This is a genomic window from Streptomyces sp. NPDC020731, assembly GCF_044334705.1.
In the GTDB taxonomy this organism is placed as follows: domain Bacteria; phylum Actinomycetota; class Actinomycetes; order Streptomycetales; family Streptomycetaceae; genus Streptomyces.
The window spans coordinates 130640-142465 of sequence record NZ_JBIRTN010000002.1 but is presented as its reverse complement, the minus strand read 5'-3'; the positions used below and the strand labels follow the sequence as shown (position 1 = coordinate 142465).

Annotated in this window: 11 protein-coding genes; all 11 read right to left on the bottom strand. The window is 74.6% G+C overall.

Annotation, left to right across the window (positions count from 1 at the left end; translation table 11 throughout):
- Positions 1-13: 13 nt before the first annotated feature.
- Entirely contained in the window at positions 14-1492 is a 1479-nt protein-coding gene (locus ACH4VX_RS03375) for a glycoside hydrolase family 3 protein (protein WP_398365635.1), read from the bottom strand.
- A gap of 11 nt (positions 1493-1503) precedes the next feature.
- On the bottom strand, positions 1504-2559 hold the full coding sequence (locus ACH4VX_RS03370; protein WP_398365634.1) for a hypothetical protein: 1056 nt from the start codon (positions 2557-2559) through the stop codon (positions 1504-1506).
- Between the two features lie 538 nt (positions 2560-3097).
- Positions 3098-4123 (bottom strand): pyridoxal phosphate-dependent aminotransferase, encoded by a 1026-nt coding sequence (locus ACH4VX_RS03365; protein WP_398365633.1) that lies wholly within the window; start codon positions 4121-4123, stop codon positions 3098-3100.
- Complete coding sequence (locus tag ACH4VX_RS03360) at positions 4104-5480, bottom strand: nucleotidyltransferase family protein (RefSeq protein ID WP_398365632.1); 1377 nt, start codon at positions 5478-5480, stop codon at positions 4104-4106. Before ACH4VX_RS03360 ends, ACH4VX_RS03365 begins: the two co-directional genes overlap by 20 nt.
- Before the next feature lie 52 nt (positions 5481-5532).
- Positions 5533-6219, bottom strand: a complete 687-nt coding sequence (locus tag ACH4VX_RS03355; RefSeq protein WP_398365631.1) for an IMP cyclohydrolase — start codon at positions 6217-6219, stop codon at positions 5533-5535.
- Positions 6216-6776, bottom strand: coding sequence for an orotate phosphoribosyltransferase (locus ACH4VX_RS03350; protein WP_398365630.1), 561 nt, complete (start codon positions 6774-6776; stop codon positions 6216-6218). The genes ACH4VX_RS03355 and ACH4VX_RS03350 overlap by 4 nt, the downstream gene beginning before the upstream one ends.
- Positions 6773-7444, bottom strand: a complete 672-nt coding sequence (locus ACH4VX_RS03345; protein WP_398365629.1) for a dTMP kinase — start codon at positions 7442-7444, stop codon at positions 6773-6775. Before ACH4VX_RS03345 ends, ACH4VX_RS03350 begins: the two co-directional genes overlap by 4 nt.
- A gap of 2 nt (positions 7445-7446) precedes the next feature.
- Positions 7447-8025, bottom strand: coding sequence for a phosphoribosyltransferase family protein (locus ACH4VX_RS03340; RefSeq protein WP_398365628.1), 579 nt, complete (start codon positions 8023-8025; stop codon positions 7447-7449).
- Entirely contained in the window at positions 8019-9443 is a 1425-nt protein-coding gene (locus ACH4VX_RS03335) for a class I adenylate-forming enzyme family protein (RefSeq protein WP_398365627.1), read from the bottom strand. The genes ACH4VX_RS03340 and ACH4VX_RS03335 overlap by 7 nt, the downstream gene beginning before the upstream one ends.
- Positions 9436-11556: a beta-ketoacyl synthase N-terminal-like domain-containing protein gene (locus ACH4VX_RS03330; RefSeq protein WP_398365626.1), complete on the bottom strand. Its 2121-nt coding sequence runs from the start codon at positions 11554-11556 to the stop codon at positions 9436-9438. The genes ACH4VX_RS03335 and ACH4VX_RS03330 overlap by 8 nt, the downstream gene beginning before the upstream one ends.
- A gap of 12 nt (positions 11557-11568) precedes the next feature.
- Positions 11569-11811: an acyl carrier protein gene (locus tag ACH4VX_RS03325; protein ID WP_398365625.1), complete on the bottom strand. Its 243-nt coding sequence runs from the start codon at positions 11809-11811 to the stop codon at positions 11569-11571.
- Positions 11812-11826: the final 15 nt, after the last annotated feature.

Here is an 11826-nt window from a genome sequence, read left to right as displayed (position 1 = left end):
GACCGCCGGGCGCTCACCACCAGTCGCGGGGCGCGGCCCCTGCCCGGCGGCCGCCGAGCAGTTCGGCCGCCGCGACCGCGTTGACCAGTCCGGCCCCGTACGTCTTCACCACGGTCCTCCCGGCCGGCACGGGTGTGTCGCCGAAGCCCATGTCCACGACGACCGCCCCCGGCCGGTCGGCCACCAGGGCGGCGACCGTCTCCGTCTGCCACGGGTCCGCCGACTCGGCCCGCACCACGACGACGAGCGGCACCTCCCCGCCGGGCAGGACCTGCTCCCCGGCCGCCGTGCCGGGGGCGATCTCGCAGAAGCCGAGCAACCGGTCGAGGCGCCGCAGCGCACCGGTCAGCCCCCAGGGCACGGTGCCGCAGGAGATGCTGGGCTCGGGGCGCAGCTCGACCACGTACCAGGCGGCCGGCTCGGGCGGTTCGCCGCGCACCTCGACGGCGCGGCGGGCGGCGGCCGGCCCGATGCCGCTCAGGTCCTGCTCCGGCCTGCGGGGTGCGCCGGTCCACTCGCGCAGCCGGACCACCCGCTGTGCGGCCTCCTCCAGCCGGGACAGGGTGAGCGTGCCGTCCTTCAGCGCCCGGCGCGCGGCGTCGTGGATCTCCCGGCAGACGTCCTCTCCGTCCATGGGCCCGAGGATCATCAGGTCCACGCCCGCCTGCCAGGCCCGTACGGCGGCGCCGCCGAAGCCCAGCCCGGCCTGCGCGGCCTTCATGTCGAGGGCGTCGCTGACCACGACGCCGTCGAAGCCGAGTTCCTCGCGGAGGATGCCGGTGACGAACGTGCGGCTGAAGGTGGCCGCGACGTCGTCCACGCCTGCGACGAGGACGTGTCCGGTCATGACGGCCTGGACGCCCGCCTCGACGCAAGCCGCGAACGGGGGCAGGTCGCGGGCGCGGAACAGCTCCTCGGAGGCGTCCACCGACGGCAGTTCGTAGTGCGAGTCGACCCGGGTGGCCCCGATGCCGGGGAAGTGCTTGGCGGTCGCGGCGACCCCGTGGCGCTGGAGCCCGGTCACGAAGGCGCGGGAGTGGGCGGCGACGCGGGCCGGGTCGGAGTGGAAGGAGCGGGTGCCGAGCACCGGCATGTCGAAGCCGGGGCAGACGTCGACGCAGGGCGCGAGGTTCACCGTGACACCCAGGTCGATCAGGTCGGCGGCGATCGCCTGCGCGACCTGCCCGGTCAGCTCGACGTCGTCCACGACGCCGAGGGCCAGGTTGCCCGGGTAGTTGCTGCCCCGGTGGTACTCGGCGCGGGTGATGTCACCGCCCTCCTCGTCCAGGGCGACGACCATGTCCGGGTGCCGGGCCCGCAGGGGCTCGGTGACGATCTCCCGTATCCGGCCGTCGAGCAGACCGAGGTTCGCGCCGTACAGGACGATGCCGGCGAGGCCGTCGTCCAGCTCCCGCAGGAGCCAGTCGGGTGGCCGTTTCCCGCCGTAGGCGGGCAGCAGACACGAATTGACCAGGGTCGACACGGTGTCCATGGAACTCCCCCTCAGCTGTGGTCGGCCTGGGTCCGGGCAACGGACGCGTGCCGGTGCGGCGCTTCGCCGCGCTGTTCCAGTTGTCGGGCGAACTCGCTCCAGGACTCGCTGCACGCCCGCGCGAGTCCGGCCACCGTCTCCGTGCAGTGGCTGGGCACCTCGCCGACGAAGGGCTGCCACTCCTTGGAGTCGATCATCTTGCCGCTGAGCCAGCGCAGCATCGTCCGCCCGTGACCGGTCAGGCGCAGCGACGGGTCGGAGACCAGGTTTCGCATCACCTTGGTCACGTCCCGCTGGGAGAGCCGCGGTTCGGGGGGCCGTACGGCGCCCGCGCCCGCGGCCGTGCCACTGTCCGTGCCGGTACCGGTGCCGGGCTCGGGCCGCATCGTGGAGGTGACGACCGTGACCTTGCCGGTCGCCTCGGCCGCGAGGGCTCCGCGCCGGCGCTGCTGCGGCGGCACCGGGTCCTCTCCACGCAGGATGCGGGCCCGTACGTCGAAGGCGGTGCCCAGGGAGATACCGGCCTGCTTGGCGATGTGACGCAACGGTGTCTTCGGGTCCTGCCTGATGAGTTCGCCCGCCGACCGGCGTCCCTCCGCGCTGCTGAAGGGGCGGCGCTTGCCGTCCCGGCCGATCCTGACCGGCTCCGGCACCGCGGCGGGAGCGCCCTTGCGCAGGTCGCTGACGGTCGCGGCGGACAGGCCGGTCGCGGCGGCGACGGCCCGGTCGGACCACTGCGGGTGGGAGACGAGGATCCGCTCCGCCGCCGAGCGGCGCTCGGTCAGCGACAGGGGCAGACCGTGCGCGATGTTCAGCCGGACGGCCAGCAGGAACATGTCCTCCTCGTGGCCTTCGACGAACCGCGCCTCGATCTCCTCGTCACCGCGCAGCAGGGCGGCGCCGACGCGCTGGGTACCGTCGACCACCCGCATCGTGGCGCGGTGGACGACGATCGGCGGCAGCGAGGCGGCGTCGAGCTGGGCGAGGGCCTGTACGTGTTCCGGGTCCTGCGAGCGGATGCGGGGGGAGTCCGCGGAGCGCAGCGCGGCGAGGCTCACGGTCTCCACGGGCGGCCCCTCGGACCCGAGGGAGAGGACCGGCTCCGTCGCCACCGGCGACGCGCCGGTCGGTCCGCCGGCTCCCGACGGGCCATCGGCGTCCGGCAGTGCGCCGGGACATCGGCCGTGGCCGTCCGGTCCTCGCGGATGATCCGGTTCGGCGGGCCCGCGGAAACTGCCCTTGTCCATCTTCCGTGCAGGCATGCAGACCTCTCTCCACGGTTCTCCCGGTGGTGGTGCCCGCGCGGCACGTGCCCCGGCGCGACACCGCCGGGCCCGGCGGATCTTCGCGCTCCGTTCACACGTGCGGTGGCACCTGACACCGAGGCCATGGGATCGACTGGGATGTGGGCTGGACCGACCGCGTGGTGCGGAAGACGGGCGCTGCGGGGCGGCGCCGGGGAGGTCGGCGGTCGGAGGGTCGGGAGGATCGGACGGCATTGGTATAGACCAAATCCCACCCCAGATCAACTACCACTGTCAAGAGGTGACTTGATCGAGTTGAACAGCGCGTTCCTTCGCGACGACGACGTCCGTGCCGACGGTCTCAGGGCCGGAACGGCGCGAGGCAGCCCCGCGTCGCCGGGGCGTTCACCAGTCGGGCCACCAGTGCGGCGGCGTCCGCGGCCTGCCGGGCGGTCACCCCGGAGAACGCCAGCCGCACCGCGGGACCGGGTGCCCCGAAGGCACTGCCCGGCGAGACCCGCACGCCGTGCTCCGCGAACAGCGCGAGAGCCGCGTCCTCGTCGAGCCCGCGCAACCCCAGCAGCACCGCGACACCGCCCACGTCGTCCTGCTCGTACCAGCCCAGCGCGGAACGCACCGAGGCGACGAACACCTGCCGGGCCTCGACCGTCGGCTCGGCGCACTCCCGGACCAGCGCGTCCAGGTTGCGCGGTGTCAGGAACTCCGCCCAGGCCCGCTGCCACACCGTGGCCGGGCCCGTCAGCCGGACCCCCGGCGGATGCGCGGCCCCCTCGGGACCGACCACCCAGCCCAGCCGGGCACCGCCGCCGGCCAGCTTGCTCAGCGAGTGCACCGACCAGCCGCCCGGCACATCGGGTCCCGGCCCCGAGAACCACCGGTACACCCGGTTCACCATGACGTGGTGGCCCCGCCCGGCGAACCGGGACAGCTCATCCGCGTCCGCCGGCGCCAGGGTGCGCCCGTCCGGGTTGCGGCCCGGACTCGTCACCCACAGCGTCACCGGCTCCTCCAGCCCCCGCGCCTCCTCCGCCAGCTCGTGCCACGGCAACTGCCTCACCCGTGTCCCGGCCACGCCGAGGAGTCCGGGCAGCGGGGCGAAACCGGGGCGCTCGACCAGCACCCCTCGCGTCTCCCCGGCCCATCCGCCGGCGAAGGCCCGCACCCCGGCGGTGACCGAGGTCCGGTCCTCCGGTGCGCCGAGGTCACCGCACAGCCGGTCCAGGAGCCGCCGGTCACCGCCCGGCGCGGGCGGACCCCATGCGCCCCTGCTGTGCACGGCCGCCTCCTGCGCGGCGGCGAACCGGCCCACCAGCCGCTGCGGCCAGGGGCGCTGGGGCCCGGTCAGATCAGTCGCCGCGCCGGCCATCGCGCGTCCCGCCGAGCATGGCGCCCGGTATCCGGTACGACACGGTCGCCACGAACGGCTCACCGTCCATGTCGATGAACGTGCCCGCCTCCGTGTCGCGGCGGACCACGCCCCGGTCGGTCCGCAGCGCCGTGCGTCGCAGGACGTGCGGTCCTGGACGGGCGTCCAGGTGCCGGCCGCCCGGCAGTTCGCGGGCCAGGCCGAGCGGCACCAGCCGTACGCACGTCGTCATGTCGAACCGCTCCAGCGGCTCGGCCGCCCCGGGGTCCGTGTCCACGGCGAGCCGCAGTGGCTCCCGGTAGTAGCGGTAGGCGTCCACCGCGGTGCGCACCGCCGGGCCCAGCCCGCGCGGGCGGGCGGCCGCGAAGGCGTGCACGGTGGTGGCCCAGCAGCGGCGCCCCCAGTCCGGGCGGTCCAGCCGGGGCGCCGGCTCCAGGCCGGACGCCGGCACCCCGACGGCGGCCAGGGCCTCCTCCTGCCGAGGCGTCAGGATCGAGCAGGCGCGCAGCTTCTCGACCACGAAGCCGAAGAAATGCGTCAGTCCGGCTCCCTCCAGCAGGCCGCGGAAGACGGCCCGGTCGAACCGCTCCAGGGACAGCGCGCACAGCAGGTCGTTGGTGTCCTTGACGGTCACGAAGTGGTCGCCGGCGGCGTTGTTCACGCCACTGGCGAGGGTGTGCTCGATGTCCATCGTGTGCAGCCCCGCGCTGTCCGGGAAGGACAGCGAGCGGTCCAGGCCCAGCCGGGAGCTGTGCCGCACCGAGTAGTCACCGAAGTGCACGTCCACGTTGATGAGGTCGTCCGCGGCGGGCGCGAGCAGGTTGATCTGCCCGTACAGGAGCCGGGCCCGGGCGTCGTACTTCAGCCACGGCACCTCGCCCGGGTTGACCGTGTAACCGTCCTCCTCGCGCAGCGCCCCGGCGAGCAGCGCCGCCTGGGCCCGGTCGGCCACATACAGGTCGAGGTCGCCGAAGTCCCGGAACTGCGGCTCGGCGTAGACCTTGCGCGCGCCGAGCCCCTTGAAGGCGAGCACGGTCACGCCGTGCTTCGCGGCAAGGGCGTCGACGCGCGCCAGGTTGTCCTCCAGCACCGCGTGCATGTGCCGGATCCGGGCCGCCCGGGGTTCGAGCAGCGAGAGGACCCGTTCCACGGCGGCGTGGTTGCGGTACGGCGTGAGCCGGGACACCACCAGGCTGCGGCAGCGCTGGCGCCCCAGGATGTCAGCGGCCTCGTCCGCCCCGAGGAGCTGGACGGCCGCGATGCTCTGCTCCACGGTGTGGCGCGGCTGAAGACTGCACAGGCTGAGCAGCTCTCTCACACGGTCCCCCGCCAGGGGACGGGCACGCAGTACGTTCACGGGAACCTCTCCGGTCGGCGCTGTCTCGCCTACAAGTGGCCTGGTACGGCTGTCAGTCGGCGCGGAGCAGTGCGCCGGCCGGTCCCTCGGCGGGGTCCAGCACGGCGGCGGCGATCCGCAGTTTCGGGTTCAGGGCGGCCCAGATCTCGTCGAGCAGGCCGTCGGGGTGCTCCGCGGTGACCCCGCACTCCACGTACGGGGCGGCCGTCGCGACGCTGTCGCCGTCGGAGTCGTACGTGGTCAGCAGCACCGCGTCGCCGGGCGCGAGGTCGCGCACGGTCAGCGTCATCACGTCCGCCGCGTCCCGGCCGCCGCCCCGGCTGCGGCGGGCCGCGCCCAGCACGCCCACGCGCCCGCCGTCCCGGCTCACCAGGGCGGTGATCCGGGAGGTGAGGATCGGCGGGTCCGGCTCGTACTCCAGGTCGCCGAGGGCGAGTTGGGCCGGCGCTCCGGCCCGTACCCGGTCGGCGACCTGGGTGACCTGCTCGCCGTTGCCGACGACGAGCCAGTCGCCGGCGTTCTCGGCGGCCGTGTAGTGCCGCAGCGGGTCGTGGCCGGCCGCGGCGGACGGGGCGACGACGAGGTCGTCACCGGTGATGTGCAGGGTGCGCTCACGCGAGGCGGGGCTGCGCCCGGTGAGGAAGTACGCGACGACGTGGGCGCCGGAGCGGACACGGGCGTACAGGACCCCCCGGCCGGGATAGCGGTTGCCGGAGAGGTGCGTCGACAGTTCGTTCATGGAAGGGGCGTCCTCGCTGTGCTGAAGTCGTTCAGGGTGAACAGGGCGGAGAGCCGCACGCCGAGCCCTTCGAGGCGTGCGGCCGCGCCGTCCTGTCGGTCGACGATCACCCAAGCGCCCACGATCTCGTGCCGCAACTCGCGCAGTCGGCGGACGCTGCGTTCCAGGCAGGCCCCGGTACCCGCGACGTCGTCGACCAGCGCGAAGCGGCTGCCCTCCGGGACGTGGGCGCTCAGGACGCCCGGCACGCCACGGGACTTCGGTTCGCGGCGCAGAGCGCGCACGGGCACGCTCCTGCCCCCGCGGTGCAGCGCGAGGGAGACGGCGGTGGCCAGCGAACTGCCCGCGACGGCCTCCCCCGCCACGCAGTCCACGTCCAGGCCCGCGATCCGCTCGGCCAGGGCGTCGGCCAGCGCGGACAGCACCGCCGGGTCGCCCAGCACCCGATGCCCGTCGAAGTAGTCGGCCAGCAGTTCCCCGTTCTCGCGCCGGCCGTCCACGAAGGGGCGCAGCGCCGTGACGGCCGCCGCCAGTCCCTCGGGCACCGCGGTGCTCACGGGGCGGTCCGCTCGCCGACCCACCGCAGCACGGTGTCCGCCGTCTCCTCGATGCCGGTGCGCGAGGTGTCGATGCCGCGCAGGTACCCGTCGGTCTCCAGGCTGCGGAACGCCTCGTACACCTTCTTCATGTGGACGGTGTCGATGGGCCGTTCGGCTTCCTCGGGACGCGTGCGGATACGGGCGACGGCGTGCTCCACCGGGCAGTGCACGAGCACGCTGAGGTCGGGGCGCGGCAGATGCCCGGCCGCCTCGGTGAACCACCCCTCGAACTCCTGACCGCGGGCGATGATGTTGGCCATCGTCGTGTACACGTACCGGTCGCAGACCACCGTGCCGCCCTGGCGCAGATGCGGCAGCATCACCGCCTGGACGTGGTGCAACCGGTCGCCGAGAGTCAGCAGGTACAGGGCGCGGTAGTGGTCGTCGAGGTCGCCGCCGGTCTCCGACAGCCCCGTGAACGCGTCGTGCGCGCGGACCGCCGGGGTCGGCTGGAACGTCGTCAGGACGTCGCGCCCGGCCGTCCGCAGGCGCTCGGACACCTGCGCGAGCAGGGTGCTCTTGCCGGCGCCGTCGGTGCCCTCGATGACCAGCAGGAACCCAGGACCCGGCAGCTCGCGCAGGGTCGGGAGACCCGGCACCCGGCGCCGGTGCTGCTCAGCACTCATGATCAACCGATCCCTTCCAGGACGCGTACGCCGTCGGCGTCGACCTCGATGGACAGCAGCGAACAGACGGGCACCCCGAGGCCGCCCTCCAGCCGGGCGCGCCCGCCGTTGCCGGGCTTCTCCACGACGACGGCGACCTGCGTCACCTTCGCGCCCCGCTCCCGCACCGCGTTGACCAGCGCCTCGACCGTGCCGCCGGTGGACAGTGTGTCGTCCACGATGCACACGTGGTCGCCGGGCTCGATCCCGTTGACGTAGAGGGCGCCGCGCTCGTACTCGCTGGCGAAGGCGTAGGGCGTGCCCGGGAAGTCGTACGGGTAGCGGCGGGCCATCGCGAGGGGGATGCCCGTCGTCAGGGAGACGGCCGTGGCGATGGGGGCGCCCTTCTCCTCCTCCACCAGGATCTTGTCGACGGAGCCCAGGTCCAGCTTGGTGCGCAGGTGCGACGCCACGTACCACAGCAGCTCGGGCCGCAGCGCGGGCAGCTGGTCGCACAGCTCGTTCACGGTCGTGAGATACCGGCCGGTGTCCACGACACCGGCGTTGCGGTAGACGTCCTGAAGCATCGGGGAGGTCAGCACCCTTCGTCGATGGTTGTCCGGATCTTCCGTACGTTCGGCTTGCCCGAGGCGGTACGCGGCAGCCGGGGCAGTACGCGCCACAGGCGGGGCACCAGGGACGCGCTCACCCGTTGCCGCATGTGGGCGCCCAGGCTCGCCGGGGTGACCTCTGCCGGGTCGGCCTCGACCACGGCCGCGACCCGCTCCCCGTGCTCGTCGTCGGGGACACCGACGACCACCACGTCGTGGACGCCGGGGTGTTCCATGAGCGCGCTCTCCACGCTGCGCGGCGACACCTTGGTGCCGGCCACGTTGATCAGGGACTTCACCCGCCCGGTGAGGTGCAGCAGCCCGTCCTCGTCGAGACGGCCGAGGTCGCCGGTGTCGACGGTGCCCCCTCCGCCGGGCACCCGTCCGCCGATCGGCACCAGGTCCCCGTCCGGGGTGAGGTAACGGCCGGGGCAGCCCTTGCGCCTGACGCACACGTGCCCCTCGGTGCCCGCCGGTACGGGCGTCCCGTCGTCGCGCACCACGACGACCTCGACACCGGGCAGCGGGCGGCCCACCGCGGTGGGCCGCTCGGCGGCGTGCGACAGGTTGACCGTGGCGATGCCGCCCTCCGACAGCCCGTACTCCTGCACCAGCGGCACGCCCGTCACGGCCCGCCAGGCGTCGGCGAGTTCGGCGTGCAGGGGCGCGCCGCCGGCCAGCGGGACCCGGATGTCCGACAGGGTGTCCTGCCGGGACCGCGCCGTGCGCAGCAGCGCGCGGAAGACGTACGGCGTGCCGCACAGCACGTGCGGTCGGTGCCGTGTCGCCAGCTCCGCCGCCTCCGCGACGTCGAACGCGGGCAGCACGAGCGTGGGCGCGCCGGTCACCAGCGCGGACAGGAAGAGCCCGCCCGCGAAGCTGTGCGCTGTCGGCGTCCCGCACAGCAGGGGTGTGCCGGGGGTCAGTCCGAGCCCTTCGGCCACCGACTCCGCCTCGTGCAGCAGGTTCTCCTCGCCCCGGGGCACACCGGAGGCCGTGCCCGTCGTACCGGACGTCAGATGGACGAGCGACGTCCGCCGCCACCAGGGCTCGCCGCGCATCTCGCGCGGGTGCACGGCGCAGCCGTCGTCGGTGACGAGCACCGTCGCCGCGTAACCGGCGGCCTGCCGTTCGACGGACGCGGCGGGGATGGCGCCGGGGAAGCACACGACGGTGAGCCCGTTGTGCCGCAGCGCCAGGAAGTCGACGAGCCACCGCACGTCGCCGCGCCGGTGCAGCACCGCCACCGGCACCGTGACGTCCCGGGCTCCGGGGAGGGCGGCGGCGCGGTCGCGTACGGCCGCGGCCAGCTCGCGCCAGGTGAGGGCCCGGCCCGGGTCGGCGACGGCGAGTGCGCCACCCCGCGCTCCCGCGTGTCCCAGCAGGTGCTCCACGAAGATGTCAGTCACGGCCACCCCACTCGTACCGGACCGCCACACCGGGGGCGTGGGCGGCGGTGGACAGGACGGTCAGGCCGCGCGGCCCGCCGTCGGCCAGCCGGGTGAGGGCCGCGACATGGGTGTCCAGGACGGCGGCGGCGCCCGCGTCGGCGTTCACCAGCCGGTACGGGCGGTCGCGCAGCGCCTCGCGGACGGCGGCCCGCTCCGGGGCGGGCAGGCCCGCGAGGTCGGCCCACACCTCCTCGGCCGGCTCGTCCCCGTCGAGTTCCGCGACCGCGCGCAGCACGGCCGGCGCGGTCAGGGCGCGGGACGTCGGCGCGAGCCGTCGGTGGCCGGTCACCCGCACGGCTCCGGGGCCGTCCCCGGCCGCCTCCACCAGCAGGACGGTGGCACGGGCGGGGACCGGCGCGTCGCCCTCCACGTGCCACAGCCGGTTCTCCGGCGCGTCGTACCCGGCGACCAGCAGCGCCGGACGGCGCCCGCTCGCGACCAGGCCGACGGCGGAGACCAGCGCCTCCGCACCGGCCGTGGGGCCCACATGGGTCTCGGTGCGGCCCCGCACCCGGTGCGCGGCCGCGCACTCGGCGACGGGGACGTTGAACGTGGAGCGCGCGAAGTCCAGCGGGTCCACGAAACGACCGCCCCGGCCGCGGATCGCCTCGTGCATCCGGGCGTGGTGCTCCTGGACACCGAAGGCCGTGCCGGTCAGCAGCCCGCCCTCGCGCACGACGGCCGAACGCCGCGGGCCCGCCGCGTCCAGGGCCACGCCGACCGCCCGGCTCAGCAGCCGCGAGACCCGGCCGGAGCGGGCGGCCCCCGGCGCGACGTCCGCTCCGGCCTCCGCTTCGCCGCCGGACCGGTCGAACGGGATCAGCCGTACGCCGTCACCGGCGTCGGCCCGTACGGCGAGCCGGACGGTCACCGGGCGCGCGTGCCTGGGCCCTGCGGGGGCCGCCGTGTCCGGTGCGTCGAGGAGCACGGTGCAGTTGGCGCCGCCGAAGCCGGAGGCGTGCACCAGGGCGGGCGAAGCCGGGACGTCCTCTGCCGGGGCCGTGTGCAACGGCAGCCCCGGAGTGGCCGGTCGGGCCTCGTCCACGCCCAGGACGGGCGGGAGGCGGCGCAGCCCGATCGCGGCGACGGCGGCGACGGCCGTGAACAGGCCGGCCGCGCCCTCGGTGTGACCGACGGCGCTCTTGGTCGCCGTGACCCGCAAGGTCTCCTCCCCGGCAGCCAGCACCTCGCTGACGGCCTCCGCCTCGGCGGTGTCGCTCGCGGCGGACGCGGTGCCGTGCGCGTGGTAGACCCGCACCTCGGCGGGTCTGCGGCCGCTGTCCGCGAGCGCGTCCCGCAGCGAGCGGGCGATGCCCTCGCCGGTCGGTGTGGTGATGTGCGCGGCGTCGCTGCTGCCGCCCCAGCCGGCCACCGAGGCCAGCGGGCGGGCGCCCCGCCGCCGCGCGTGCTCCGCCTCCTCCAGGACCAGGAAGGCCGCACCCTCGGCGAGGACGAACCCGGAGCGGCCCGCGGTGAACGGCCGCGTCTCCCCGGAGGTGAGCAGACGCATCGAGTGGAAGCCGGCGAAGACGACCTCCGTGAGGACGTCGACGGCACCCACCGCCATCATCGGCGCCTGACCGTCGCGGATGCGCTCGGTCGCCCAGGCGAGGGCGCCGGTGGAGGAGGCGCAGGCCGAGGAGACGGCGCAGTGCGGGCCGTCGAGCCCCCAGCGCTCGGCGAGCGCGAGACCGGGGCCCTCCTTCAGCAGCGCCGTCACGTCCACGTCCCGCCGCAGCGGGGGACGTGCCGGGTCCAGCGTCTCGTCGGGCAGGTGCCAGCCGGCGCTGGTCGAGGCAAGGGCCAGCCCGCAGCTCCGCTCCCCACCCCGCGCCACGCCCGCCTGGCGGAACGCCTCCGACAGGGCGGACTCCGCCAGTTCCAAAGGGAGTTCACGGCTGTCGGGGTCGGTGGCACGAGCGTGGTAGACACCCTTGATCCGGTAGCCGGCCACGTCGAAGCCCCGGGGTGGCTCGGCAGCCCGGCCGGTCCGCAGGCCCGCGACGAAGGCGTCGACCCCGTCGCCGAACGGCGAGACGCAGCCCATGCCCGTGACCACAACGTGCGCCATGCCGCTACCGCCTCACTTCGTGCTCTGGAGGCGGACGAGACCGGCCAGCTCCCCGACGGTGTGCACATCGCTCAGATCCGCGTCGTCGATCATCAGACCGAAGCGGTTCTCGATGTCCACCACGAGGGACAGCCGTTCCAGGGAGTCGATCCCCAGGTCGGCGATCTTCTCGTCCGGCTCCAGTTGGCGCCCGGCCAGCTCGGCGCTGTGCTTGTGGATCAGCTCGCACACGGCGGGGAAGACAGAATCGGTCATCACACCAATGACTCC

Excerpts from the sequence above, each read along its gene's own strand:
- ACH4VX_RS03325 (WP_398365625.1), bottom strand. The coding sequence starts at position 11,811 with ATGACCGATTCTGTCTTCCCCGCCGTGTGCGAGCTGATCCACAAGCAC.
- ACH4VX_RS03330 (WP_398365626.1), bottom strand. The coding sequence starts at position 11,556 with ATGGCGCACGTTGTGGTCACGGGCATGGGCTGCGTCTCGCCGTTCGGC.
- ACH4VX_RS03355 (WP_398365631.1), bottom strand. The coding sequence starts at position 6,219 with ATGAACGAACTGTCGACGCACCTCTCCGGCAACCGCTATCCCGGCCGG.
- ACH4VX_RS03365 (WP_398365633.1), bottom strand. The coding sequence starts at position 4,123 with ATGGCCGGCGCGGCGACTGATCTGACCGGGCCCCAGCGCCCCTGGCCG.
- ACH4VX_RS03375 (WP_398365635.1), bottom strand. The coding sequence starts at position 1,492 with ATGGACACCGTGTCGACCCTGGTCAATTCGTGTCTGCTGCCCGCCTAC.
- ACH4VX_RS03345 (WP_398365629.1), bottom strand. The coding sequence starts at position 7,444 with ATGAGTGCTGAGCAGCACCGGCGCCGGGTGCCGGGTCTCCCGACCCTG.